The sequence below is a fragment of the Aliiroseovarius sp. S1339 genome, assembly GCF_023195695.1.
Lineage (GTDB): Bacteria > Pseudomonadota > Alphaproteobacteria > Rhodobacterales > Rhodobacteraceae > Aliiroseovarius.
In genome coordinates, this window is the sequence record NZ_JALPQG010000009.1 from 57,191 (window position 1) to 84,100 (window position 26,910).

A 26,910-nucleotide genomic window follows, 5' to 3' on the forward strand; every position below is an offset into this window, starting at 1 on the left:
GTTACTCGTAGACGCCCCAACGCCGTTTATTGAAACAGCGACAGTTCCGCGAACGATCCGATGGCACTGGCAAGGATCGGCGAAGCGATCGCGAGCATCGCTTTGAACGCATCCAGACTGGCGATGCGGTTGATATCGAACCCTTCCAACTGCGCGCCCAACTCGGGTTCACCGACGCCGCTTGCCGCGCGTTTGAAACGTTCGATCCGCACTTTCAGGATCAGGCTGACCGGCATGTAGAACGACAAGATCAGCACTGTGTAGGTCACGCCACGAAACATCGACAGCGAGTTGATCACTCCAAGATGTGCCTCGCGCACCTTATCATCGGTGATCATCGCGTTGGGCCATGACATCCAAGACAACACAAGCACCATGCCCGTCGTTAGCAAAACGCCCGAGCAATAAAGATATCGCTGAGACGTCTCCTGCGCGACTTGTAGGGCTTGGGCTTCGATGATCAGTCCATCTTGCGTCGACAGGTCCACCTGACGCGGGCGGGCCAGCGACAGCACCATGCCCGCAATGATCGCGGCGGCGGACAGTGACGTCAGGATGTTCACATGGTTCAGAAGGTACTTCATCGCGAAGAACGCGCCTTGATCAGCGCAGGCACTGGCCAGCGCGCCGCCGGGTGCACAACCGGGCAGCTTGCCGGTGCCAAGGGTTGTGCGAAACAAGTCGTCACCCAGAAGAAAGTGGGATTCAAAGCTGGCGGGCATCCAGTCTGGCTCAAATGTTGAAAAGCTAAGCGACACGATGATCACCACGACGATCCCGACCAGCGTATAGCAGATCGACCGCCTTGTGTGGCGCGTATAAAGTTCGGCCGCGAAGACAGCCGTCAGGGTAATTGTCACCGCCACAAAAAAGAACAGGGCGGCAAGAAATTTGTAACGCGCGCCGAGTTCCACCAGCGGTGACAGATCGTTCAATGTGACGTCCGGCACCACCAACGCAGTGTCGCCGAACGTGCCGAGCAGGTATTCCGAAGCCGTCAGCACCGCGATTGGCAACAGCATGATCAACAGGTGCTTGGGCGCGATCTGCAACTTGCCCACCACCGGTGCGGTCTGCCCATTATCGCGCGCTGGCTGTGGGGCTGAAGGATCGACGGGGCCAGTCATCCGATGTCGATATCCGCGATCAGGCTTTTGCGGCTATCTGCCAACTTGTCACGAATGATCTCGCGCACATCGGCATAGATCGTTGGGCTTAGCGCGACTTTCTGTGCCGACAGCCAATACTCAAGCTCGTTCTTGCCCCAGGAAACAAACAGGATGTTCTGTTTCTTGTCCTTAAAATTGAAGTTGAACGCACCCAGCGCCATGCTGATGACGTCGCCCGACGCCTCGGCGCTGCCGATCTGGAAGTTGCCGCCGGTAGACGATGACGTCTCAAAATCGAACAGTTTGATCTTGCCGTCGTCGGATGCCAGACCGCGCAGCGCCTCCATCGCGCTTTCGACGATCTTGAACTGGTTGCCGGTGGCGACCTGCGCCAGCGTCGTCAGGATCACTTTATCAAAGCTGCCATTGCCTTTCATCTTCTGGCTCGCCTCGAACGGAGCCGCCTCGCGTGTCCAGCCCATCAGGCTGAGCATATCCATATAGGTCGCCTGCCACACATCGCGTTCTTTCACCGGGTCGGCCTTGGCGTCAGCGGCCCGTTGGGCAAACAGTGTTGACAGAAGCACATCCTCTTTCTGGCTGGGCGTCAGGTTTTCAACAAAGGAAATCACACTTGAGGCGTTGACCGCAGCTTGCAGCGTTTGCTGATGCGCGGCGTTTTCCGACGTTGGGTCGAAATCGTCGCCCGACCGGCTGACGGGGTTCGCGAAGGCCGAACTGCGCGATTTCGCGCCAGGGGCCGAGCGTGGCTTTGCCAGAATGGTCGAAATCAGCACCGCGATACGTTCCGCCAGATCGCGCGGCTCGCGTTTGTTCAAGGGTGAGGCACCGGACAGTTTGGCATCGCGAAACGCAGGTGGCCATGTGGGGTTGGTGCCGCGTGTGTCGATATGGGTGAAGCTGTTATATCTGCCAATCCCACCTTTAAAAAACCCTTCCTTATCGCGCAACCAGCGCAGGGCCTTCGCGACCTCGGGCGCTTTCATCCCTGAGACTTTGAAGTCCAGCGCGCAGAAATTCATATGCTGGCTTCGCTTCGCGCCGCCGATACAGGCGTTATAGCCCGGGGCGCGATAGGCGTTGGTGATTGCAATTGGCTTGCCGATCCGGTCGCGGAAATGGTCCAGCGCCTGCGCGGTCTTGGCGATGTTGGTCCAAAGGCTGCGGGGCGGATATGTGTTTTTACCATGACACGCACCGCCGGGCGTGCTGTGGCCGCCGCCAAGGATCAGAAACTCATCCGTGCTGAAATTCTTCAACCTGAGCGAGCGAATGAACCCGTCAAAATCGGCGTAATCAGACCACTCCAACGCCGCTGTCGCGCTGCGAAACCCCGCCCCACGTGACTTGGCGGATAGGATCGCGTCAACCTCGACATCGGGCAGCAGGTCGCTTTCTTCGCCTTCGTCGTCCTCTGCTTCCATAGTGCTTGTGCCCGGCGCGGAGCGGGGGGCTTTTACGCTCCCACATGTGCTGGCCGACGTGCCCACGGGTTGCAGAGTGAACGGTCTGTCAGTGACGAAATTCGGCTCTTTGATCAGCCGTTCGAACAATTGCGGTGTCTGGCTGTCGCTGCCGATTTCGCCATCAATGGCGGCGCGGAAGGCGCGATAATCGCCGCTGAACCGCCCTGCGTCCCAAACCTTCAAAAGTGCGCCGGTGAAAGCGCCATTCTGTGCGCCGTCCATCGCGAACTGGGTGTCCTTGCACGCCCCAAGGTTCAGGACAGACGCCTGAATGGGGCTGCTCAGTGGCGCCGTCATGACGCTTTCTTTCATCGCGCTATAAGATTTTGATGCCGTGCGATATGCGGCTTCGTTCGCGCGCCAGACGCGGTCCTCGATATGCAGGGGCATCGCACGGATGCGGGGGTCTTGCGGCATTGCCCGCCCGAACAATTCAGCCGGGGCAGTGGGTCCAAAGCGCGCCATTGAGCCTGAATGGCAGGTGTCAGGCACCATCAGCACCCGCACCCCGTTTTTGAACAGCGTCCAGAGCATGTAAAGTTCGTCATCTGCGATCTGGAAATCGTAAAGGCACAGCGTTTCGTCCATCCGCTGGCTTTCATCGTCGTGGTCTTCGTCCTGATTGAAATCAGGCACTCGCCCGCCGTGACCCGACACCGAGAACAGGAACATATCGCCGGGGTCGAGGTCTTTTGCCGCCCGTTCAATCTCGGCCACCACGTTCTGGCGGGTGGCGTCACGGGTCAGCAGAAGCTGCGGTTTAAACCCTTCGTTCATTGCAATGTCCTGCATCGCCAGCGCGTCGGCCTCGCAGGCGGTCAACTGCCCGTCCCAGCCATCGTAGTGGGCGGGGTCCACGGTGTTGACGCCGACATGCAGCGACATCCCCTTGGCCGCGCCACCTGCGATCACTTGGGGGGCTTGCATAGCGCGCGAAAGCTCCGTGGCTGATCCGAACGGGCCGCTGATGATCACCGGAGGGCCGCTGCGGGCATTGGCGATGCGGTTGATCTCGCGACGGAATTTGTCGGCGACATCGCCGTACCCTTCGCCCGTTGGGTGCAACCCGTCAAACCAGCGGTGATTGCCGACCACGCCGCGGCAGTCGATATAGGTCACATGCGGCATGGACCTGGCAAGGCGGCGCAGACGGCGGTTGAACTGGTCCATCATCTCGGCCGCGATGGCCATTTGCAGGGCCTTGTTGCGAATGCCGCGGGTTTCCATCGGTTTACCAAGCCAGCGGTCCTTGTTGGGCACCGGATAGTCGTAGCCGTGGCAAAGAATACAGACATGCGGGAACAGTTGGTGCACGTGGCGAAACATTCGGCCGTAATGCATCAACGCGTCGTCTAACAGCGCTTGAAACGACGGCAGAAGATAGTCGGCGGGCGCAAGATCTGGATCGAATGCCTCCAGATGTGCGGCTAGTGCGCCGCCGGCCACCAGATCATTGCCGCCACCGGATAACAGCAATATACCGGCCCCGGTTTCCCTGAGCGCGCGGGTGTATTCCTTCTTGTCCGCCATCCGCTTCAGCAAATCGCCAGCCGCACCCAGCGAATAAATCGCATAGTCGCCCATCAAATGGTCAATCGTATCCCTGAGCTTGATCGGATACTGAAACCAGCTGTCGCCTTCAGACACAATGATCGGGCCATCATACCCCCGCGCCAGCTTTTGTTGAAACACGTTTCTTCGGCTCATTCGGGCAAACCAGTTGGCCGAATTCATCAGCGCCGCCGAGCGTTGGGCCGCATCTGCCCCGCGCGGTATCTGGACAGTTGCCGGGTTCAATTTGAACTTGGGCGAGAAGGGACCGGACTGTTCTTCATCAACAATGAAGTACTCAGAGAACTCGGTATCATCGGCGTCCAGCTTCGCCATTTTCGACATCAGTTGTTCAACAGTGATCTTAGTCAATGTACTTCTCCTTCGTGGCGTTCAGTGTCCCGTTTTCTGAAATCCTCTTATGCATTCGAAAATGCTGTTGGTAATGGTGGGGTCGTCGTTCAATGCGGATTGGGGTATCCGGTCCAAATCGTGTTTTTGCGCAGCAATTCTGTTCAGCCGAAAGACCGCCCCGCGCACCTGCGACGAGGTGTCATTGGCGATGCTGGACATGCCAAGAAACGGACGTGGCCTAAGCAGATAGGGCGCGGCGGTGTCATCGGCGTTTTGCGGCAGCGGGTATCGGTCTTCGAATGCGCGCGAGACCAGTTGCAGGATGGATTTACCGTAGGCCCCAAAGCAGATGCGTTCTTCAAGTGCGGGCGTTGGCACATAAATGCGCGCGCGCGGCGGCGTGTCGTATTGCAGATATTCCTGAACAACCGGCTTGCGTGACGACGTTTTGCGCTTCTTCGACCCATCGTTCGGGCCGTTCATCGTGCGGATCAGCGGGATCAGGCGCTTCTTTGCGCGCGGGATACCAATGGCGGGGTGGATCAGGTGCAGCGTGTCAAAGCGGTCCATTCCGCCGGGGGTCAGGGAGGCGGGATCGAACCAGCGGGTGTCATGTTCCAGCAACGACAGCATCTCGTGAACCACCAGCGCGCCAGCCCCTTCGGCAACCACGTGAACTTCGCAGCCGGTGTCCTTCTTTAACTGCAAAAGTTCCAGAAGAAGGTTGCCGACAAAGCCTTTCTTGATCTCCTCGACCTCTTCGTTCTCAAAATCTTCGTACGGAAGCTCTTCGGTGCCGCGCAGGGCGCGTCGGGCCCCAAGCTCAATGTCGCGCCAAAAGGCCCGGCCCACGCCGCGCACGCGGTTTTCGATCAGCTCGTCCAGATGGGCCGCGTTTTCGCCAGCTTGTTCCTGACAGGAGTCAAACAGGCTTTGCAGCACCTCAAGCGACTTCTCGACAAAGCTGTTGCACCAGAAAACCGTATAGGGATAAAGCCCGAGGTCCTTGATCAACGTCTTGCGCCCGACCGCGTCTGCGAAGGCGGGTTTGATACCTTCAAGACTGCCCGGTATCCAAACAAGCACGCCCCGATAGATGTTTTCCTTGTTGGCGGGGTCTGCCGTTGGGTCGATCCGTTCGGACAGGTATTTGCGGGTTCGCGGCCAGCCGTTCTTGAACGATGGATATGATCCGGTCGCAACGTGATAGCCGTCGTCCAGATGCATGTAATGGCCGACAAGTTCAAAACATGGGGTGGAGCCAGCTTGTATAGGGCCTGTATCGCCCTTTGTGCCTTTTTCACCAACCGATGCACCGAAGGCGGATGGCGCGAAGACGCCAAGGCGCAACACCCAACTGTCCACCACGTTCTGCGCCCAGTCCGCATAAGACCATAGTGCGATCCCCGCCTGACCGTTGTAGCCGCCCCATTTCGGACCCCATGAATTTAAGACGTGAAAGCCTTTTTCATCATAGCCGGTGACCACAAAAGCATGGGTGCCGGTTTTGCCGACCTCCGGGGGCCAGGTGATCAGACCTCCGTTATCAGGGGTGGCGGCCAGCCATCCGTCGTGCACATTTGCAGTGGTCAGTATCGCTTCGGCATCATTCAGCGCCGCATGAAAATGGTTCAGGATCGAGGCCAGCCGGAAATAGGCCCCAAGCCCAATTTCGCGCGCCTTCTTGGCCTGACCGACCGTGGTAAACTTGCGCCCCTTGTCCGGTCCGTCGGAAACATAGCAATCGCTTTGCCAGCGGCTGTCATCAGTGGCGGCACTGGCAAAGGGCCAGTCGCGGCAGACGCCGTGATGATAGAAACCTTTGATCGCGGATCTGAGCGTCAGGATGCCTTCTTCGGTCAGCACTTCGCCGTTCTCAAGCTCGGGATAACGATCATGGAAAGATGCCATGCGATACAGCATATCGGCGCTGACGATGTCTTCGCGCACTTTGGTCAGGTCGGGTGGTGTGGCGTCGGGTGCGCTTGGGCGTCGCCGCACATGTTGCAAATGGCGTTGAATGTCGATCAGGTTTGCAAGCGCAAAGCCCACGCATCGCCCACTGCTGCCCTGGTTGCGCGCACCAAAAATCGGCACCTGTAATCCGGTATCGGGATCAGGCGCCAGCAGGTTCGGGTTCAAAGACACGGTATCGCGCAAAACCGTCAGATTGGGCACATAGTCCTGATCACGCAGGTCCACCCAATCGGCACGCACACCGGTATCTTTAATCAAAGATCGCGCAAAACTGGCCATCGTAAAAAACCGCCAATCGAAAAAAGCTAGGTATTTGAAATCAACTAAACTTAGAAATAATATTACTCAATTCTATCAGAAAACCGATATGAAAACAAAGCTGCGTATTGGTTCACTTAATAAATCAATCTATTTCAGTTGCTTGAGAGGGCTAAGTTCGTGAAGCGCATCAGAGTTTGCATCGCCTCGTCATCCCCCTTTGCGCGGACGAGTAGAGGTGCTCCACTTGCGAATCCCAAGTCGTCGCTCCGCCTTTTGCGATGGTCATACCCGTATGGATCATTGTAGGTTTTTTCTGATCGAAATCTTCTGTCAGGGCGGATGTGACACAGTCAGACCCGAATAAAATGGCGATCGTCGAACCTGTGATCCGCACCGCCGGGGTGGACGGTCTGCTGGTAAGCTTTGCCGATGCACTTAGCGAGGCGGCCAACCGCGCGACCCTGGCGTTTCGTGCGGCTGTCGAGCTTGCCGCTTGGGACGGGGTCGAAGAAACCTCATCCTCGCTTGTGTCGACCTATCTGCGTTTCGACCCTGTGCACCTTGACCATGCCACCCTGCGCACCCAGCTTGAAACGCTGCTGGCCAGTCGTGATTGGTATGCAGCCGATCTGCCCGACGGGCGGCGGTTCTGGCGTGTGCCGACAGTGTTTGGCACCGAACTTGCCCCGCAATTGACGCAGGCCGCCGCAGCAGCAGGGTTGGAGGAAGCGGCGGCGATTGCGTCCCTATCCTCGGCCCGCGCGCGCGTGCAGACCGTCGGCTTTGCGCCCGGCCAGCCCTATCTGGGAACCTTGCCAGCAGAATGGGACATTCCCCGCCAAAGCCAGTTGACCACTCGCATCCCAGAAGGTGCGTTGGCGGTGGCAATTCGCCAACTTGTGCTGTTTTCCGTGCCAACGCCGACGGGTTGGCAACATGTGGGGCAAACCGCTATGCGGCTGTTCCGACCCGACGACAAAGACCCCTTCCTGCTGCGTCCGGGTGACGAAGTCCAATTTGTTCCGACCGACGCTGTAAGTCTGGATGCGATGCGCCGCGATCCGCACGGCGGTGCGCAATGCGAGGTGATCCGGTGAGCGGTTGCCTTAAAATCCTCCGTGCGGGGCCGGGCCTTACCCTGCAAGATAATGGCCGCCCTGGTTGGCTGGATGTTGGCCTGTCGCGCGGCGGCGCAGCGGATCGGCTGGCATTGTGCGAAGGGGCCGCCTTGTTGGGGCAGACCAGCGATCTTGCAGCGGTCGAGATGGCAGGAATGGGCGGCGAGTTTGAGGCGCTCAGCGACCTGCGCATTGCCCTGACAGGCGCGCCGATGCGCGTCACGCTGGACGGCAGGAAGCTGGCGTGGAATGCCAGCCACAATCTGCCCGCAGGTGCGCGCCTGTCAATCGGCGCGACCACTGTTGGCAGCTATGGTTATCTGCATGTGGGCGGTGGTTTTGCGGCTCAATTGCGGCTGGGCGCGATCTCGGCCCATCTGTCAGCAGGGATTGGCGCGCCCTTGGGTGCCGGCGATCAGTTGGCCACGCACGCCGATCCGGGCGGTATCGTTGGCATGGGGCTTGTTGCTGATGACCGCTTCAGCGGTGGCACGGTTCGGATCGTGGAAAGCGTCCAGACCAACCTGTTCGCCGCGTCCGAGCGCGCGCGGTTCGCGACCACGACCTTTCACCGCGATACACGCGGCAACCGGATGGGGGTCAGGTTGACTTCGCCGGATGATGGCTTTCACACCGATGGCGGCCGCACAGTTCTGTCCGAGGTAATCGTGCCGGGCGACATTCAAATCACCGGTGATGGCACGCCATTTGTGCTGCTGTCAGAATGTCAAACCACGGGGGGCTATCCGCGGATCGGAACCGTTCTGCCCTGCGATCTACCCATCGTTGCGCAAGCCGGGGCGGGTGTTGCGCTGCGTTTTCACTATGTTGCGCTGCAAGACGCGATAGTGTTGGAGCGCAAAGCGGCAACGGCGCGCGCGAATCTTGCGCGCCAGGTCCAGCCCTTGATCCGCGATCCCCATTCGATTGCCGATCTGTTATCCTATCAATTGATCGGCGGTGTGACTGCCGGTGGCGAGGACTAAGGATCTGACATGGCGCAAACAATTGATCTGAACGCAGATATGGGCGAGGGGTTCGGCGCTTGGGCGATGGGGGACGACGCAGCGCTGCTGGACATTGTTACATCGGCTAATGTCGCGTGCGGTCTACATGCCGGTGACTGGGACGTGATGGCGGCCACAATGAAAAACGCTGTCGCAAACGGTGTCGGCATCGGCGCGCACCCGGGCTTCCCCGATTTGCACGGCTTTGGCCGCCGCCGGATGGACCTGCCGCATGTGACACTGCAAAACCTTGTACGCTACCAGCTTGGCGCGGCGCAGGCGATGGCCTCGGCTGCGGGCGGGCAGGTGCGGCATTTGAAGTTGCATGGCGCGATGGCGAACATGGCCGCAGAAGACATCGATATGGCCCGCGCCTGTTACGAGGCGGCGCTGACCATCGCGCCTGATCTGATCATCATGGTGTTGGCGGGCACGGCCCAGCACGACGCGGCCCATGCTCTGGGTTGCGCGACGGCCTGCGAAATCTTCGCGGATCGGGCCTATAATGACGATGCGACGCTGGTGGATCGCAGCCTGCCGGGCGCGGTGATCCATGACCCCAAAAAAGCGGGCGCGCGGATGGTCGAGATGATCCGCGAAGGCGCGATTATCACCGAAAGCGGCAAGCGCATTACGACGCGCATTGACACGATCTGTCTGCACGGTGACACCCCATCGGCGGTGGCTTTGGCGGCCGAGGTGCGCCGCGCGCTTCAGGATGGTGGCGTCACGCTGGCGCGATTCAACGGGCGTCCCGTCTAACCTATTCCGCAGGAAGCGCTGCCTTGCGCGCCACCGCGCGTGATGCGCGTTTTTCGCCTAACACCAACATGGAGGGGGTGACGATCAGGGTCAGCACAGTCGCAAAGACCAGCCCGCCCGCAATCGCGCTGGACAGCTCGGTCCACCATTGGGTCGACGGTGCGCCATAAACAATCTGTCGTGTGAAGAAGTTGATGTTTAGTCCGATCACCATCGGCATCAAACCAAGTGCGGTCGTGACCGAGGTGAGCACAACAGGGCGCAGACGCTGCGCGCCAGTGCGTAAGGCGGCCTCGAGCGGTGATGCGCCGTCATCTTTCAAATGGTTATAGGTGTCGATCAACACAATGTTGTTATTCACCACGATTCCGGCCAATGCAATGACGCCAATGCCGCCCATGACCACACCGAATGGCCGCCCGGTGATCATCAGGCCCAACAGCACGCCCGCGATGGAAAAGACGATTGCCGACATCACCACGAAGGCCTGCCAGAAGCTGTTGAATTGCGTCAGCAGGATCAGGAACATCAAGCCGATGGCCGACAGAAAAGCACCGATCAGAAAGGTCATCGCTTCGGCCTGTTCCTCGGCCTCGCCGCCAAATTTCACCTCGACGCTTTCAGGCAGGTCGATCCGGTCCAACTCGCCTTGCAGGGCAAGAATTTGGTCATTGACCAAGACGCCCGGCTCTACGTCCGCCGAGATCGAGATGACGCGTTCCTGATCAATCCGTGTAATGACCCCACTGCGTGGTGCCGGGTCGAATGATACGAAATTCGAGATCGGGACCAGCCCCGCACTGGTCGGCACGCGCAGGTTTTGAAGCTCGGCCAATGTGCGGTCAACGGCTGGGAAGCGGACGACGATGTCGACCTCGCCATCGGTGTCGCTGGGGCGATAATTGGCCACCGTAATGCCTTGGGTCAAAAGCTGCACGGCCTGACCCAGAATGGCGACGTCCGCTCCGCTGCGCGCGGCCTCGGACCGGTCAATGGTGATTTGCCATTCCACACCGGGCGAGGGGCGTGTTTCCACCACATCGGTGAAGCCGCCAAGGCGTTCCATTGTCGCGATCAACCGCGCAACCCCGGCGTCCTGATCCTCGACGTTGTTTGACAGCACCTCAAGGTTCACCGGCTTGCCACCACCGGGCCCAGCCATGGCGGTCTGCACTTGCACATCAATGCCCGGGATGGTCGCCACATCCGCACGGATATCTTCGGCGATATCTGCGACGGGTCTGCGTGTGTCCCATTCGGTCAGTTCCAGTTGCAGAAATCCGATGGCGTCGCTGCCATCGCGGCCACCACCCGAGCGGGCATAGATGCTGGCGATCTCGGAATAATCCGACAGTTTGGCCTCGACCTGCCGCACCAGCGCGTCCTGTTCATAAACTGAGAAGTTGTCCTTGGCCCGCACCTCGACCTGGGCATAGTCGGGTTCGACCTCAGGAAAGAAGGTAAGGCCATTGCCCAGCGAGCCATAGGCGATGAAGGACGCGATCAGCGCCATCACGGCGAAACTTAACGTAACGCCGGGGCGTCTGATCGACCAGTTCAGCAGTCGAACATATGCGCCCATTATCCCGGTCATGGTGCGCGGATCCCCGCGTTCTGCGGCGTAATGCTGCGCCTTCGACTTTGCCGACTGATGCTGTTGCTTACCAATCAGACCGCCCACCACGGGGATGAACACCAGCGCCATGAACAGTGACGCGGCCAACGTGATGATCACGGTGATCGGCAGGAACTTCATGAACTCACCCACTGTACCCGACCAAAACAGCAGTGGAAAAAACACGCATAGGGTCGTGGCGGTCGAGGCGATGATCGGCCACGCCATCCGCTTTGCGGCATCGCTATACGCTTGTTTCGAGCTTTTGCCTTCGTGCAGATATCGGTCCGCCAATTCGACCGTCACAATCGCGCCATCGACCAGCATCCCCACCACAAGGATCAAGGAGAACAAGACCACGATATTCATCGTGTAGCCCATGAAGAACAAGCCTGCGACGCCAGTTAGAAACGCGCCGGGGATCGCCAGCCCAACCAGCAGGGACGACCGCAGCCCAAGCGCATAGACCACCACGATCATCACAAGAATGATGGCGGCGATCACGTTCGCCTCAAGGTCCGAAAGCATGGATTTGACCTGCTCGCTTTCATCCAGCGTGTACCGGATGTGTACGCTGTCGGGCCAGTCCGCCTGCGCGGTTTCGATCACATCGCGCACCTCGGCCACGGTTTCGATGATGTTCGCGCCGACGCGTTTCTTGATCTCAAGGGCAAGCGCGGGCTGGCCGTCGATCCGGGCAAAGCCGTCCGGGTCTTTAAAGGTCCGCCGGATGGTGGCGACGTCGGCAAAGGTCACGACCGTCTGGCCGCGCACCAAGACCGGCAGCTCCATCACGTCGGCCACTTTTTCAATTAAGCCGGGCACTTTCAGAACCAGCCGCCCGGCTTCGCTTTCAATCGCACCAGCGGCGATCAACTGGTTGTTGCGATTGACCGATCCGATCAGTTCTTCGAAGGTAATATTGTAGGTTTCAAAAACCGTGGGGTCGATCAGCACCTCAAGCAATTGTTCGCGTTTGCCACCGATGTCGACTTCAAGCACGCCGCCCAGTGCCTCAATCTCGTCTTTCAAATCGTCCGCCAGATCATTTAGCGTGCGTTCGGGAACCGGACCGGACAGGATGACGGTCAGGATGGGAAACAGGGCGGTGTTAATCTCGGTGACCGTCAGACGCGCGTCTTGCGGCAGATCGTTTTCCGCCTTGTCAGCAGCCTCCCGCACTTTTTGCAAAGCGTCGTCGGCATCAAAACCGGGCTCAAATTCCAACTGGACGCTGGCATGGCCTTCGCTGGCCGTCGCGGTCATGGATTTAAGACCGGTAAGCGAGGCAAACTCGGTCTCCATCGGGCCGATCAGCACATCCTCGGCATCCTCGGGTGAAATGCCGTCAAGCCCAGTTGAGACATAGACAATCGGGATCGGGATCTCGGGATTGCTTTCCTTGGGGATCGCGTAATAAGCGAACGAGCCGATGATCAGCAGGAAAACCAACAAAAGTTGCACGACCTTGCTGCGATTGAAGGCGGCCGTGATCAGCGCTTTCATTGGGCGACCTCGGTGGGGGCGGGCACGTTCGCGGGGCGCGGGTCAACAATGTCGCCTGCGTTCACGAAGCCCTGCCCAACCGTGATGATCTGCGCGCTTTCCGGCAGGCCGGTGACCCAGACCCCGTCGGTTTGGGCACGCACGATCGACACCGGCGCGAAGGCCACACTGTTGTCATCCGCGACGGTCTTGATCCCCAGTTCGCCATCCGTTCCAAGCGAAAGGATTGCGGGCGAGACGAAGTGACCGCGCGCTTTGCCGGTCGGGATGGCGATATGGGCGCTAAGACCTGCGGGCATTTCGCTGTCGGGATTATCGACGGCGATTTCGACGCGAAAGGTGCGGGTTTGACTATCGGCATTGGCACCGATGAAGGCCACAGTGCCGGTGCGCTCTTCACCAGTGATGAAGGACACCTGCGCGGGTTGGCCCTTTTCTAGCCGGGACAGGGCTTGTTGTGGCACCTGCACGACGATGGTCAGCGGGTTGTTGTCCAAAACCTCGGCAACCACATCGCCGCTGTTTACGAACTCGCCCTCATCCAGCGTCATGTCGTTCAGACGCCCCGCGAAGGGCGCGCGGATCACGGTGTTGGCGCGTTGTTCCTGCGCCGCCGTCACCGCCGCCTCGGCCGAGGCTTTGGCCGCGCGGGCCTGCAAAACGCGATCTTCGGTCGTGATACCGCTTTTTTGAAGTGAGGTAGATTTTTGCAAGTCGCTGGTTGCTTGTTCTAACTGGGTCTGGGCCTGCACCAACTGCGCTTCGATGGTTTCGGCATCTAGCCGACCGATTTCCTGCCCGGCGGCGACCAGATCGCCGCGTGCGACCGAGACCGAAATAACCTCGCCCCCGACCTTCGCAGTGATGCTGGTGGCGCGGTCCGGAATTGATTGACCCTCGGAGATCAAGACCAGATCGACGTCCTGCGCGGTCGAGGTCATAACGGCGACCGCGACGGCGCGCGCAGCAGGTTCTTCCGCCACCTCTTCATCTGGTTGCGAGGGCAGGATATAGCCGCTGCCCATCCACCCGACCAACACCACGCCAAACAGTGCCGCAAGCCATTTAGACCGCCCCGCGCCGGTATCGTCTTCGAATTTCAGTTGCCCGTTCAAATCTGGCAGTTCGTCTTTTGGCATCTGATTGTCCTTCAAAGGATTGCGCGCAAAGAGATGCCCGCGTTCGGCATTAACAAGTTAACTAGGTTCACATTGACAAATTTTCCAGACGCTTATGCAGGAAATTGATGAATCATACCAATCTGCGCAAGTATTGTCTTATACGTTGCGGGTTTACAGGCAGATCAAGCATGAATGGGCGCATCCGGCATAATCATGAAGCCTGTCTGGCGCAGCGCGGACGCCGGCAAGGTAATATTGCTGCTGTGGGGATGGCATCAGAGGCGTGGCCTCTACGAGGCATTGATGGCATCGCGAACGGCCTTGACCCGTTCGGCATTGTCTTTTGCCACACGCCCATCGGCGTGAACACGGGCGTTTTCGAACCCCACTCGGCATTTGCCGCCTAGCCCGGCGGCATAGACCAACGACGCCGTTTCGTTTTGTCCAAAGGCGCAAACGGCCCAGTCTGGCGATAGGTCATATGCGCCCATCCAGTCCAGAAAATCATCCAAGTCGTGTGGGTTGGAGTTTTGGTCTGCCGCATAGCGTCCCAAGACGAACAGGAGCTGCAGGTCAGGCGCGGTGAACAACTCGGGTGGCAGGATCTTGGCGAGAAGTTCGCCATCGGCGCGGTCATACAGGATGTGCTGGATTGCGATACCTTGTGCGGCGCAATCCTCGTAAAACGTGCTTGTGATATCGTCGGGGTCGCGGCACAGCTCGCGGACGGATGCGGACACCAACGGCGCCCCCGACTCCAACGCGACCTGACGCTGATGTGGTGGGTCGTATTTCCCGACCGCTTCGGTAGTGATCTGCACGGCCATGTCGGGCAGTTGGGTGGTCAGTTCCTCGACTGCTTCGCGATAGGCACCGGCATCCAACAGATGGCCGCCTTGGGCGTCGCGCAGGTGAAGATGTAGCCCGTCGGCCCCGACCGCATGGCAGTCCCGTGCACAGGCCACAATCTCGGCCAAGGTCATCGGAAGGGCGGGGTGGTCGGCCTTGGTCAGACGTGCCCCGTTGGGCGCGACCATTAGGGCAGGCAGGTCGGTCACAGCACTTGCACCAGCGATGTGGACAGCTTGCCGACCAGCTCGTCGATCTGCGTGTCTGTGATGATGAAGGGCGGCGCAATCAGCACATGGTCGCCTTGGCGCCCGTCGATGGTACCACCCATCGGGTAACAGATCAGACCATTGGCAAAGGCTTGATTCTTCAGCTTGGCGGCGATGCCCTTTTCAGGGGCGAAGGGCGCTTTGGTTTCGCGGTCTTCGACGATCTCTAGCCCGCGAAACATGCCGCGTCCGCGGATGTCGCCAATATTGGGGTGTTGACCGAACTCGGCGGTCAGGGCGGCCATCAGTTTGTCACCCATTTGTGCAGAGCGCGCTGCCAAGCCGCCATCGGTCAGTTTGCGCACCACCGCATCAGCCGCAGCGCAGGCGACAGGGTGGCCGATATAGGTGTGGCCGTGTTGAAAGAAGCCGCTGCCGTTCTCAATCGCGCTGTAAATCTTGCCGGTACACAGCATCGCGCCAATCGGCTGATACCCAGCACCCAAACCCTTGGCGATGGTGATCAGGTCGGGGGCAACGCCGTCATGCTCGCATGCGAACACGGTGCCGGTGCGACCCATGCCGCACATGACCTCGTCGAGGATCAAAAGAATGCCGTACTGGTCACAAATCTCGCGAATGCGTTTGAAATAGCCGGGTACGGCCGGGACAGCCCCTGCAGTTGCGCCGACAACAGGTTCGGCGATGAAGCCGATGACGTTCTCGGGGCCTTGGCGCAACAGTTCGGCCTCAAGCTCGTTGGCGGCGCGCAGGCCGTATTCTTCCTGCGTCTCGTCATCATGGCGCAGACGGTATTCATAGCAGGGCGAGATATGCGAGGCGGACACCATCACCGGCGCAAAAGGTTCGCGCCGCCACTCATTGCCGCCAGTGCCAAGCGCGCCCAGCGTATTGCCGTGATAGCTTTGACGCCGCGAAATGAATTTCGTGCGTTGGGGCTGACCCGTTTCAATCATATATTGGCGCGCCAGTTTCAGCGCACTTTCAACGGCTTCTGATCCGCCGGACACGAAATAAACCCGCTCGATCCCGTCCGGCGCATGGGCGATCAGACGATCTGCCAATGATTCTGCCGGGGCCGACGACAGGAACCCGGTATGGGCAAACGCCAGTTGGTCGACTTGCGTCTTGATCGCCTCGGCCACGTCAGGGTCGGAATGTCCAAGACATGAAACCGCCGCGCCGCCTGATCCATCAAGGTATTTTTTCCCTTCTGAATCAATGATATATATTCCATCGCCCTTGACAGCTATGGGCGGCGTGACTTTGGTATGTCTGGGGAAAACGTGTGACATGGTGCCTCTCAATCTTGTCCTTACTGAAACAAAAAATGCGATGATTGACAATGAATGAAACAAAGAGAACACTGATTTTGTCCATTTAGGGGGGCATCTTGGAGAATAGCTTCGAAAAGAGGCTGGCGGTGACTTACGCTGATCTAAGCGTTGCTTTGCGCGGCGCTGCGGATTTTCTTGTGGCCAATCCGTTGGACGTGGTGACGCGACCGCTGCGCACGGTGTCGCGTAACAGTGGCGTTTCACCGGCGGCGTTTTCTCGGTTGGCAAAAGCGCTTAACTACGAGGATTTCCAAGAGCTTCGCGAGGAAATGCGCGTCAAGATTGACCGTCGCGTCAACAATTTTGCGCAACGTGCCGAGCAACTTCAAAAACAACATGATGATGGTCACGACCGTTTCATCGACAGCCATTACGCGGCCTGCCAATCCAATCTGAGGCACGCGATTTCATCTTTGGATGAAAAAGACCTTGAACACTGCGTCGAGGTGTTGGTGAATGCACGTAAGGTCTTGTTGCTGGGTGCGTTGGGGTCGACGGGGATCGTTGAATACATGTCCTATATGGCGAATTTCTGTTCGGATAACTGGTTGCTTGCCAATCGCATGGGGGCGTCGCTTGGCGGGGCGCTGTCGGGGATGGACCAGCGCGACGCGCTGTTGATCGTCACCAAACCGCCCTTTGCATCCAATGTTATTAAGGCCGCCAAACTCGCCCACCAGATGGGTGTTTTCGTGATTGTCATTACGGATACGCACGCCTGTCCGGCGCTGGAATACGCGTCGGTCAGCTTTGTCGTGGCGGCGGACAGTGCGAATTTCTATTCATCATATGTGACAACCTTATTCCTGATCGAAACGATCATCGGAATGGTTGTCGGACGCTCTGGTGCAGCCGCACAAGAACGTATTGCAGACGTCGAACTGCGCAATCGGCAGATGGCCGAAGTGTGGTCCGAGTAATATCAGAACATCAACACAAGGGAGTATAATGATGTTGAACAAGTTCAAACTGGCATTCGTCGGGGTCGCCGCGTCGGCGGTTCTGGCCCCGGCCGCGATGGCCGAGGAGTTCATTACGATCGGCACCGGCGGGGTCACCGGAGTTTACTATCCGACTGGCGGCGCGATCTGTCGTCTGGTCAACAAGGGTCGTAAGGACCACGGCGTGCGTTGCTCGGTCGAATCGACCGGCGGCTCGGTCTACAACATCAACACCATCCGCGAAGGCGAGCTGGAATTTGGTGTGGCCCAGTCCGACTGGCAGTATCATGCGTTCAACGGCACGTCGAAATTTGAAGACACCGGACCCTTCGAAGGCTTGCGCGCCGTCTTCTCGGTTCACCCCGAACCCTTCACCGTCGTTGCCCGCGCAGATAGCGGCATCAAGACATTTGAAGACCTGAAGGGCAAACGCGTCAACATCGGCAACCCCGGTTCGGGCCAGCGCGGCACGATGGAAGTGCTGATCGAAGCGCTTGGTTGGACAACCGGTGACTTCGCGTTGGCGACCGAGCTGAAGGCCTCGGAACAGTCCGCAGCCCTGTGCGACAACCAGATCGACGCGATGGTTTACACGGTTGGTCACCCCTCGGGTTCCATTCAGGAAGCCACCACAGCTTGCGATTCCGTTCTGGTGGAAGTCTCGGGCGACGTGGTGAATAAACTGGTCGAAGAAAACTCCTTCTACCGTACCGCCACCATTCCCGGCGGCATGTATCGCGGCAATGACGCGGACACCATGACCTTCGGTGTGGGTGCGACGTTCGTGAGCTCGGATCAGGTGTCGGACGAAGCGGTCTATGCGGTTGTATCCTCGGTCTTTGAAAACTTCGAAGACTTCAAAGGTCTGCACCCCGCTTTCGCCAATCTTGACCCGAAAGAGATGGCATCGGCTGGCCTGTCAGCTCCCCTGCACCCCGGTGCTGAGAAGTATTTCAAAGAAAAAGGTTTGATCCAGTAAGCTCGTTTCAGCCAAAATGCTTGGGGGCGGTTTGCTGCCCCCAAGCGCCCTGACCCGGCACAAAGACCGGGCAAGTGATAAATAATTGAACCTGTGTGGGCTGCCCCGTGCAGCTAAGGGAGAGACAGATGTCCACAACGCAAGATCGCGCACTTAGCGAAGACGAACTTCAAGAGCTGGTCGCCGCCAGTGACACTGGCGCGCGCAAACCGCACGGTCCCGTCGGGTTGGCGATCGCCGCAGTTGCGCTGATCTGGTCGATTTTTCAGGTGCTTCTGGCCTCGCCTGTGGCGCCTTATGTTTTACCGGGCGATCTAATCAACAACTCGCGCCAGATCCACTTGGCATTTGCAATCTTTCTGGCCGCTATGGCCTATCCGCTGTTCAAATCCAGCCCACGCAATTACATCCCTTGGTATGACTGGGTCCTCGGTGTCGGGGGCGCGATCCTCGCCATGTATGGCTATTTCTTTTATGAAAAGATCGTCGCCAATGGCGGGCTTGCGGATGATATGGATGCGATGATTTCGCTGGTCGCGCTGGGTTTTCTGTTCCTTGCCGCTTACCGCACGCTGGGCCCCGTCATGGTTGCCCTTGCAATCGTATTTCTTTTCTACGTCTTCTTTGGCTCGTCCGAAGTGGTGCCGGATCAAATCCGCTGGGCCGGGGCAAGCTTGCGTAAAGCGATGAGCCATATGTGGATCACCTCGGAAGGTGTCTTTGGCATCGCGCTGGGCGTATCCACCAAGTTCGTCTTCTTATTCGTGTTGTTTGGCGCGCTGCTCGACCGGGCAGGGGCTGGCAACTATTTCATCAAGATGGCGTTTGGCGCGCTGGGTCACCTGCGCGGTGGTCCCGCGAAAGCCGCCGTTGTCGGCTCTGCCGCAACTGGTCTGATTTCAGGTTCGTCGATTGCCAACGTCGTCACCACCGGCACATTCACCATTCCGCTGATGAAGCGTGTTGGCTTCTCGGCCGAGAAGGCTGGCGCGGTCGAGGTTGCCTCGTCCGTCAACGGTCAGATCATGCCGCCGGTCATGGGGGCCGCGGCCTTCCTGATGGTGGAATATGTGGGCATTTCTTATGTCGAGGTTATCACCCACGCCTTCCTGCCTGCGGTCATTTCCTACATCGCGCTGGTCTACATCGTCCACCTTGAGGCGGTGAAGACCAAGATGCCGACCATCGGCAACAAAGTCGTGTCGATGGGCCGGACAATTGGGGGCATGTTCGCCTTCTTCGCCGGCTTCGCCATCCTTTGCTATGCCACCCAATATCCGGTCGGCTGGATCACTTCGCTGTTCCCAACGGGGTCAGGTTGGGTTCTGTCAATCCTGCTTTTCGCAATCTATATCGCGCTTGTTTATCTTGCCTCGAAGGTCCCGGATCTTGAGCTCGATGACCCTAACGCCGATGTAGTCGAACTGCCGGATGTGGCCAAGATCTACAAGTCGGGGCTTTACTATATGCTGCCGATTATCGTGCTGGTTTACTTCCTGATGATTGAACGTAAATCACCTGGTCTGTCTGCCTTCTGGGCGACCTTCCTGCTGTTTGGCATCTTGCTGACGCAGAAATCGCTGAAAGCCATGTTCCGGGGTGAAAGCGACGCCGTCGGGCGTTTGCGCGAAGGTTTTATGGACCTGATCGAAGGGATGATTGACGGTGCGCGCAATATGATCGGTATCGGTCTGGCAACAGCCACTGCCGGGATCATCGTGGGCACAGTGTCGCTGACCGGGATCGGTCAGGTGATGGCGGATTTCGTCGAGTTCCTGTCGGGCGGCAATCTAATCTTGATGCTGGTCTTTGTGGCGATCCTGTCGCTGATCCTTGGGATGGGCCTGCCAACCACGGCGAACTATATCGTGGTGTCATCCCTGATGGTGTCAGTTGTGGTCGAACTGGGCGCGCAATCCGGTCTGGTCGTGCCACTGATCGCGGTGCACTTGTTTGTGTTCTATTTCGGGATCATGGCGGATGTGACGCCCCCTGTGGGGCTGGCCAGTTTCGCGGCTGCCGCTGTGTCGGGTGGGGACGCAATCCGCACCGGGTTCACGGCGTTCTTCTATAGCCTCAGAACCGTGGCGCTGCCGTTTGTGTTCATCTTCAACACCGACCTTTTGCTGATCGACGTGACTGTGACGCAAGGCATTATCGTCTTCATTGTCTCGACCATCGGTATCCTTGTCTTTACCGCAGGCACGATGGGGTGGTTCCTGACCAAATCCCGCATCTGGGAAACGGTTGCGCTATTGGTGATTGCCTTCGCGCTGTTCCGTCCGGGCTTCTTCATGAACCAGATCCAGCCGCCGTTTGCGGACATTCCGCCCGCGCAGTTCGCCACCGCGCTTGAGGAGGCATCGCCGGGCGATCAGCTTCGCGCGGTCATCCGCGGCCCTGACTTTGACACGCTTGACAGCAAGGACCTGACGGTCGTGTTCGACGTGCCAGAAGGTGCAGATGTTCAGGCCCGTTTGGACAGCCTTGGCGTCATGATCGTGCCCGAGGGGGAAACGATCAAACTGGACGAGCCGATGTTCGGCACATTCCTATCAGACAAATTGTCGACCTTCGATTTCTATGGCGATGAACCTGTCCAGATCGCAACGGTGCAAGCCCCGTCCAATCAACTGCCGAAAGAGCTTATCTTCATCCCAGCGCTGTTGCTGCTGGCCCTCGTGGCCTTCCTGCAATCGCGTCGCGCCGAAGATGAAACACCGCAAGGAGAACTGGCATGAGCAAAACAATCCTTTGTGCCGTCGACATCAACCGCCCTGACACGGAAAAAGACGTGCTGACCACTGCGGCCAAACTGGCGGAAATGGACGACGCGCAACTGGACGTGATCACCGTCGTTCCGGACTTCGGCATGACGGTGGTGGGCGCCTATTTTCAGGACCATCAGATCGAAACCGCAAAGTCGAAGGCGGGCGAGCTTTTGAAGGAGATGACCAAAAGCGCGCTGGGCGCTGATATGGACGCCAAGGTTCGCCATATCGTCGCCATGGGCACTGTTTATGAAGAATTGCTGCGGATTGCGGATTTGAACAAATCGGACTTGATTGTCATCGGTGCAAGTCGGCCGGATTTCAAGGACTATCTGCTTGGCCCGAACGCTGCCCGCGTTGTGCGCCATTCAGAATGTTCGGTCTATGTGGTGCGCCACTAGCCAGTGAACCCTGTCCGCCCGGCAGTGTTTGTGTTGGGCGGACACCCTCGCGTGAATTGATCAGGTCCGTTGGATCGACAGTCGCGCCCTTAACCCCTTTGCCCCCGTTTCAAACCTCAGCGTGCCGCCGTGTTGGTTGGCAACGGTTGCGACGATGGTCAGACCAAGGCCGAAGCCGCCGATATTCATCGTGTTTTCGCCTCGTTCAAAGGGCGCCATCAAGCGTTCGACATCCGCGACGGAATAGTCTGATCCTTCATCCTCGACGATGATCGTGGCGGTGTCGGCGTCAGTTTCTAACTCGACCACGGCGCGGCGACCATATTTAAGGGCATTGTCGATCAGATTGGAGATCGCACGCTGAAGCGAGATCGGGCGGGCGGTGACCAACACGCGCCGCTCATCCGGCAGCGTGCTGTGACCGCGGCGCGACATGAAAACCGATCCGGCCCCCTCGACGACCACAGGCTGCTGATCACGTACCAAAACCGGGCTGCCTGTGTCCTGATAATCCGCAACCAGCGCGTCAATCAGTGACGTCAGCGAGAGCTTGCGCGGCTCCTCGGCATTGATTTCGGACCTCGTATAGGTCAGCACGCTTTCGATCATGCCGGTCATTTGGTCAATGTCCGCCTCAAGCTTGCCGCGCAGTTGGTCGTCGGGGATCAGCGCCGCGCGCAGACGAAGCCGGGTGGCGGGCGTGCCCAGATCGTGACTGACACCCGACAGGACGATGGCGCGCTGGGCCAGTTGTTCACGCTCTGCCTCAAGATACGAGTTCACCGCCGCCACAATACTGCGCAGTTCGGTCGGACCCTCAGCTTCATAGCTTTCGGGGCCACCAAAGCGACGCCGCGATCGTAATGCTTGGGCAAAGGTTTCAAAACTGGCGGTGGTGTTGCCAACATGGGTCAGCAATGCCGCCAAGGCTACGATTGCTGCAATGGCGGCTGGAACACGCAAATCCATAGGGGCCTGCTCGCAGCCCCAGATGTCTGTTCCGTCGACCCGTTGCCAAGTTTTCCCGGCATAACGCGCATACAGCATAGGTTCGCTGCAATATGTCGCCAGAAGGCGCGTCACCTTGCCCAGCTTCTCGGCCGGGATCGGGTCGTTGTTCGAGACGATGTCCGACACCGGATAGACAAGCTCGTCTGAGACAATGCCAAGGGTCAGCACTGCGTGATCAGTTGGAGTTGCCGGGTTGATCAGGATCGAGACATTGGTGACATAGGCGGGCTGCGGCGCGTCGGGCAGCCGGTCGAAATCGCCGACTTCGGCACGGGCGGCATTGTCGATGGACAGAGCGGTGACCGAAATCTGATCGCTGCCCTGTCCGCCAAGACGCAAGGTTTCATAGACAGTGAAGCCAGCCGCATCGGCGCGTGACAAATGTTGGTCCCAGGCCCGTGATGACCTCAACCAGAGGGCGGCGGATGTGGCGCCGGCGGCGAATGCCAGCGCAACCCATGCGCCGCCGATCAGTCGCAGGGAAGGTCCACGCAGCATCAGTCCCCCTCGACCGTGACGTCGACGGCAAAGACATAGCCCGTGCCGCGTTCGGTGCGTAGCATTCGCGGGTCTTTCGGGTTTTTCTCGACCTTCGAGCGCAGCCGCCCCACCAACACATCAATTGCGCGGCCAGTTGCTTCGGGCTGATCCCCTTCGCCAGTGACATCCAGCGCGCCAGCAATTTCTTCGCGCGTCAGCGGGATATGAGGATTGGCGAGCAACACTTTCAAAAGCGCAGTTTCCCGTTGAGACAGGGCGACCTGAAACCCTTCGGGTGATAGCACTTCGTCGCGTTTGCCGTCGTAGATCCACCCGCCGAAATGAAAAACCGACACGCGGCGGCGATAAGTCAGCGAAGGTGAGCGTTGTGCGCGCAGAAGCACCGCCCGCACCCTGGCAAGAAGAAGCTTCGGGTTGAACGGTTTTGCGATGTAGTCATCCGCGCCGACCTCATACCCCGCCATCCGTTGATGATCGGCAGACAGAGCAGAGACAAGGATGATCGGGACATCTTGCTCGGCACGCAAGCGGCCGCAAATCTCGACCCCGTTTTCATCGCCCAACATGACGTCAAGCAATATAAGGTCTATCCGTCCGGCTTTAAGGTGTTTGCGGAGTTCGCCTTCGCTTGCGGCTGGCAGTGCAATGAACCCTTGCTGGCGCAAGAACTGCGTCATCATAGCCCGCATTTCCGCATCGTCATCGACAACAAGCAGGCGTGGAATCGTCACTCTTAAATCTCCCCTTCCGGCAAAAACTGCCGTGCCCTTGGTCAGCCATGTAACAGTCGGCGACAGAATCAAGGATTTGGTAACAAGCTGTAACAGATTGGGAAAAAAACTGCATCGAATGGGGTGCTGCGGTGATGTTGACCATTGTCGCGACGGGGTGTTGCAACGCATGCTAACGCTATCGCCGCCGAGGAGGGCGGCTGAATTTGGGAGGATTCTATAATGAAAAGAACCGCTTTTGCGGCCGTATCGGCGTTTGCCTTGATGGCAAGCAATGTCGCCGTGGCCGAACCACAAGCTGAAGTGCTGCACTGGTGGACTTCGGGTGGTGAAGCAAAATCCGTGGCCGTGCTGCAGGAAGAGTTTTCGTCGAAAGGTGGCACTTGGACCGATATGCCGGTGGCCGGTGGCGGCGGTGACGCAGCCATGACCGCCCTGCGCGCACGGGTCTTGTCAGGCAACGCGCCCACTGCCGTTCAGCTGAAAGGCCCCGCCATTCAGGAATGGTATGAAGAAGGCGTTCTGGCTGACATTTCAGCCGTCGCCGATGCAAATGGTTGGGCTGACGTTCTGCCAGAATCGATCGCGAGCCATATGAAATGCGAAGGCACCTGGTGCGCGGCCCCCGTGAACGTCCACCGGATCGACTGGATATGGGCCAACGCGAGTGTTTTGGAAGCCAATGGCATCACCATGCCGACAACTTGGGATGAGTTTAACGCAGCCGCTGACACGCTGCTGGCCGCTGGTGTTATCCCGTTGGCTCATGGTGGTCAGGCTTGGCAGGACGCAACTGTCTTTGAGGCCGTTGCACTGGGCGTTCTGGGGCCGGATGGCTTCAAGAAAGCTTTTGTTGACCTCGACACGGACACGCTGACCTCGGACGGCATGGTCGCTGTCTTCGATCAGATGCGCAAAATGCGTGGCTATGTGGACGAGAACTTTTCGGGTCGTGATTGGAACTTGGCCACGGCCATGGTGATGAATGGCGAAGCTGCCTTCCAGATCATGGGTGACTGGGCAAAGGGTGAATTCCTTGCCGCTGGTAAAGTGCCGGGCGAAGACTTCCTGTGCCAATCCACACCGGGTGATGGCTTTCTTTACAATGTGGATAGCTTTGCCATGTTCACCGTGGATGGTGACGACAAGAAGGCCGGGCAAGACCTGCTGGCCGAGCTGATCGTCGGTCAGAACTTTCAGAAGGTGTTCAACCTGAACAAAGGGTCGATCCCGGCGCGTATTGATGTGGCGCTGGACGATTTTGACAGCTGCGCGCACACGTCATCTGCTGACATGAAGGCAAGCTCGGAAGGTGGCTCGCTGCTGCCCAGCTATGCCCATGGTATGGCGCTGCGCGGCGCGCAGGCTGGCGCAATCACCGACGTTGTGACAGCGCATTTCAACTCGGACATGTCGTCGGCTGATGCTGTGCAGATGTTGGCCGAGGGTGTTGCCAACAGCATGTAAAACGAACTACTTCGCCCCCGCCCAATCCCGGGCCGGGGGCGAAGTCTTGCGGGGATTTTCTGATGACAAAATGGCTGGAAACACACCTGCCGAAGATGGTGCTGGCACCTTCCTTCATCGCGGTCCTTGTTTTTGTGTATGGGTTTATCGCTTGGACGGCGTGGGTCTCGCTGACCCGTTCACGTCTGCTGCCCAAATATGAGATCGAGGGTTTTATCCAATACGAGCGCCTGTTTGCCTCGCCCCGTTGGGACACGGCGATAAATAACCTTTTCATATTCGGCGCTTTATTCATCATCATCGCGATGGTGCTGGGGCTGCTTCTGGCGATCCTGCTGGATCAGAAAATCCGCACCGAGGGCATGATCCGCACCATCTATCTTTACCCCATGGCGCTGTCGATGATCGTGACCGGGACAGCATGGAAATGGATCCTGAACCCTGGTTTGGGTATTCAGGCGACCGTGCGCAGTTGGGGGTTTGAAAACTTCTCGTTCGACTGGTTGGTTAATCCCGATTTCGCGATCTACACCATTGTGCTTGCTGCCGTCTGGCAAAGTTCCGGCTTCGTGATGGCGCTGTTTCTGGCAGGCCTCAGGTCGGTAGATGAAGAGATCATCAAGGCTGCACAGGTGGATGGCATTCCCACATGGCGCATCTATTCCGCGATCATCATCCCATCAATGGGTCCGATCTTCATGTCTGCGTTCATTGTTCTGGCGCATCTCGCGATCAAAAGCTTTGACCTTGTCATCGCCCTGACCGGCGGCGGCCCCGGATATGCGACCGATCTGCCCGCAACCTATATGTATGCGATGGCGTTTTCGCGCGGTGACATTGGTCAGGCGGCCAGCTCTGCCATGATCATGATGCTGGTCGTGTTCACGATTGTCGTGCCTTACCTCTATTCGGAACTGCGAGCCAAAAATGACTGATCTTGCATATCCTTCCGCTAAGAAAAGCGACGCGTTTGGCAAAATCGTGCTGCGCTGGCTGCTCTATTTTCTTCTGGGCATCTTTGCGCTTTACTACCTGATGCCGCTTTTCGTGATGGTCACAACCTCGCTGAAAAGCCTAGAGGAAATCCGCACGGGCAGCCTTGTGGCCCTGCCGCGCGAGGTCACGTTTGATGCTTGGCGAACCGCCTGGTCGGGCGCCTGCACGGGCATCCAGTGTGAGGGCCTTCGCCCCTATTTCTGGAACTCGGTTATGCTGGCGGTGCCTGCCGTTATGATCTCGACCTTCATCGGTGCGCTTAACGGCTATGTGGTGGCGCAGTGGCGGTTTCCCGGCGCGAACATCATCTTCTCACTAATGCTGTTTGGCTGTTTCATCCCGTTTCAGGTGGTTCTTCTGCCGATGGCACGTTTGTTGGGTATGATGGGCATTGCGGGCACCATTCCGGGGCTGATCTTTGTTCACGTGATCTATGGGATCGGTTTTACGACGCTGTTTTTCCGCAATTATTATGTTTCGATCCCGTCCGAGCTGACCAAAGCGGCCAAGGTGGACGGGGCGGGTTTTTTCCGGATTTTCTGGTCGATCTTTTTGCCGCTGAGCCTGCCGATCATCGTTGTGACGGTTATCTGGCAGTTCACGCAGATCTGGAACGACTTCCTGTTCGGCGTGTCCTTCAGTCAGGCGGGGACGCAACCCGTGACCGTTGCGCTGAATAACATCGTAAATTCGACCACCGGCGTGAAGGAATACAATGTCGATATGGCCGCCGCGATCATCGCCGCTGCCCCGACACTGCTTGTCTATATCGTCGCTGGTAAATACTTCATCCGCGGTCTGACCGCGGGATCTGTAAAGGGATAAGAC

At 58.4% G+C, this 26,910-nt stretch carries 19 protein-coding genes; 10 read left to right on the forward strand and 9 right to left on the reverse strand.

Annotated features, from left to right (window positions below):
* Positions 1-26 precede the first annotated feature (26 nt).
* Genes MUY35_RS13985 through MUY35_RS13995 form a run of 3 tightly spaced genes read right to left on the reverse strand, consistent with a single transcriptional unit; the run spans position 27 to position 6,757 of the window.
* Positions 27-1,127: a hypothetical protein gene (locus MUY35_RS13985; protein ID WP_248369658.1), complete on the reverse strand. Its 1,101-nt coding sequence runs from the start codon at positions 1,125-1,127 to the stop codon at positions 27-29.
* The gene (locus MUY35_RS13990) at positions 1,124-4,519 is read right to left on the reverse strand and encodes a D-Ala-D-Ala carboxypeptidase family metallohydrolase (RefSeq protein ID WP_248369660.1); all 3,396 of its coding nucleotides are present in this window, start codon (positions 4,517-4,519) and stop codon (positions 1,124-1,126) included. The genes MUY35_RS13985 and MUY35_RS13990 overlap by 4 nt, the downstream gene beginning before the upstream one ends.
* Positions 4,520-4,540: 21 nt before the next feature.
* Positions 4,541-6,757 carry a C1 family peptidase gene (locus MUY35_RS13995; protein WP_248369662.1) on the reverse strand — a complete coding sequence of 739 codons (2,217 nt, stop codon included), beginning with the start codon at positions 6,755-6,757 and terminating at the stop codon, positions 4,541-4,543.
* A gap of 347 nt (positions 6,758-7,104) precedes the next feature.
* Between MUY35_RS13995 and MUY35_RS14000 the strand changes: the two genes are divergently transcribed.
* The 3 genes from MUY35_RS14000 to MUY35_RS14010 are packed head-to-tail and all read left to right on the forward strand — an operon-like array spanning position 7,105 to position 9,626.
* The gene (locus MUY35_RS14000; RefSeq protein WP_248369853.1) at positions 7,105-7,836 is read left to right on the forward strand and encodes a carboxyltransferase domain-containing protein; all 732 of its coding nucleotides are present in this window, start codon (positions 7,105-7,107) and stop codon (positions 7,834-7,836) included.
* Positions 7,833-8,843 (forward strand): biotin-dependent carboxyltransferase family protein, encoded by a 1,011-nt coding sequence (locus MUY35_RS14005; RefSeq protein ID WP_248369664.1) that lies wholly within the window; start codon positions 7,833-7,835, stop codon positions 8,841-8,843. The genes MUY35_RS14000 and MUY35_RS14005 overlap by 4 nt, the downstream gene beginning before the upstream one ends.
* A 9-nt stretch (positions 8,844-8,852) precedes the next feature.
* Complete coding sequence (locus tag MUY35_RS14010; protein WP_248369666.1) at positions 8,853-9,626, forward strand: 5-oxoprolinase subunit PxpA; 774 nt, start codon at positions 8,853-8,855, stop codon at positions 9,624-9,626.
* 1 nt (position 9,627) lies between these two features.
* On the opposite strand, the gene MUY35_RS14015 is transcribed toward MUY35_RS14010, so the two are convergent.
* The 4 genes from MUY35_RS14015 to MUY35_RS14030 all read right to left on the reverse strand — a co-directional run bounded on the left by MUY35_RS14015 (position 9,628) and on the right by MUY35_RS14030 (position 16,242).
* Positions 9,628-12,747, reverse strand: a complete 3,120-nt coding sequence (locus tag MUY35_RS14015) for an efflux RND transporter permease subunit (RefSeq protein WP_248369668.1) — start codon at positions 12,745-12,747, stop codon at positions 9,628-9,630.
* Positions 12,744-13,886 (reverse strand): efflux RND transporter periplasmic adaptor subunit, encoded by a 1,143-nt coding sequence (locus MUY35_RS14020; RefSeq protein WP_248369671.1) that lies wholly within the window; start codon positions 13,884-13,886, stop codon positions 12,744-12,746. The genes MUY35_RS14015 and MUY35_RS14020 overlap by 4 nt, the downstream gene beginning before the upstream one ends.
* A gap of 272 nt (positions 13,887-14,158) precedes the next feature.
* Complete coding sequence (locus MUY35_RS14025; protein ID WP_248369673.1) at positions 14,159-14,926, reverse strand: 3-keto-5-aminohexanoate cleavage protein; 768 nt, start codon at positions 14,924-14,926, stop codon at positions 14,159-14,161.
* On the reverse strand, positions 14,923-16,242 hold the full coding sequence (locus tag MUY35_RS14030) for an aspartate aminotransferase family protein (protein ID WP_248369675.1): 1,320 nt from the start codon (positions 16,240-16,242) through the stop codon (positions 14,923-14,925). The genes MUY35_RS14025 and MUY35_RS14030 overlap by 4 nt, the downstream gene beginning before the upstream one ends.
* A gap of 128 nt (positions 16,243-16,370) precedes the next feature.
* Here MUY35_RS14030 and MUY35_RS14035 point away from each other — a divergent pair, with 128 nt between their 5' ends.
* The 4 genes from MUY35_RS14035 (at position 16,371) to MUY35_RS14050 (ending at position 21,376) form a co-directional block, all read left to right on the forward strand.
* Complete coding sequence (locus MUY35_RS14035; protein ID WP_248369677.1) at positions 16,371-17,204, forward strand: MurR/RpiR family transcriptional regulator; 834 nt, start codon at positions 16,371-16,373, stop codon at positions 17,202-17,204.
* A gap of 31 nt (positions 17,205-17,235) precedes the next feature.
* A complete protein-coding gene (locus MUY35_RS14040) occupies positions 17,236-18,204 on the forward strand; it encodes a TAXI family TRAP transporter solute-binding subunit (protein ID WP_248369855.1) in 969 nt (322 codons plus the stop codon).
* Positions 18,205-18,332: 128 nt separating this feature from the next.
* Positions 18,333-20,945, forward strand: a complete 2,613-nt coding sequence (locus MUY35_RS14045) for a TRAP transporter permease (protein WP_248369679.1) — start codon at positions 18,333-18,335, stop codon at positions 20,943-20,945.
* Positions 20,942-21,376, forward strand: a complete 435-nt coding sequence (locus MUY35_RS14050; protein WP_248369681.1) for a universal stress protein — start codon at positions 20,942-20,944, stop codon at positions 21,374-21,376. The genes MUY35_RS14045 and MUY35_RS14050 overlap by 4 nt, the downstream gene beginning before the upstream one ends.
* Positions 21,377-21,436: 60 nt before the next feature.
* On the opposite strand, the gene MUY35_RS14055 is transcribed toward MUY35_RS14050, so the two are convergent.
* Together MUY35_RS14055 and MUY35_RS14060 are read right to left on the reverse strand one after the other, a co-directional pair.
* The gene (locus MUY35_RS14055; RefSeq protein WP_248369683.1) at positions 21,437-22,885 is read right to left on the reverse strand and encodes an ATP-binding protein; all 1,449 of its coding nucleotides are present in this window, start codon (positions 22,883-22,885) and stop codon (positions 21,437-21,439) included.
* Positions 22,885-23,619, reverse strand: a complete 735-nt coding sequence (locus tag MUY35_RS14060) for a response regulator transcription factor (protein ID WP_248369685.1) — start codon at positions 23,617-23,619, stop codon at positions 22,885-22,887. Before MUY35_RS14060 ends, MUY35_RS14055 begins: the two co-directional genes overlap by 1 nt.
* A gap of 222 nt (positions 23,620-23,841) precedes the next feature.
* Here MUY35_RS14060 and MUY35_RS14065 point away from each other — a divergent pair, with 222 nt between their 5' ends.
* From MUY35_RS14065 to MUY35_RS14075, 3 genes are all read left to right on the forward strand, one after another.
* Positions 23,842-25,086 carry an ABC transporter substrate-binding protein gene (locus MUY35_RS14065; RefSeq protein WP_248369687.1) on the forward strand — a complete coding sequence of 415 codons (1,245 nt, stop codon included), beginning with the start codon at positions 23,842-23,844 and terminating at the stop codon, positions 25,084-25,086.
* A 62-nt stretch (positions 25,087-25,148) separates the two neighbouring features.
* Entirely contained in the window at positions 25,149-26,021 is an 873-nt protein-coding gene (locus MUY35_RS14070) for a sugar ABC transporter permease (RefSeq protein WP_248369688.1), read from the forward strand.
* Positions 26,014-26,907 (forward strand): carbohydrate ABC transporter permease, encoded by an 894-nt coding sequence (locus tag MUY35_RS14075; protein ID WP_248369690.1) that lies wholly within the window; start codon positions 26,014-26,016, stop codon positions 26,905-26,907. The genes MUY35_RS14070 and MUY35_RS14075 overlap by 8 nt, the downstream gene beginning before the upstream one ends.
* Positions 26,908-26,910: the final 3 nt, after the last annotated feature.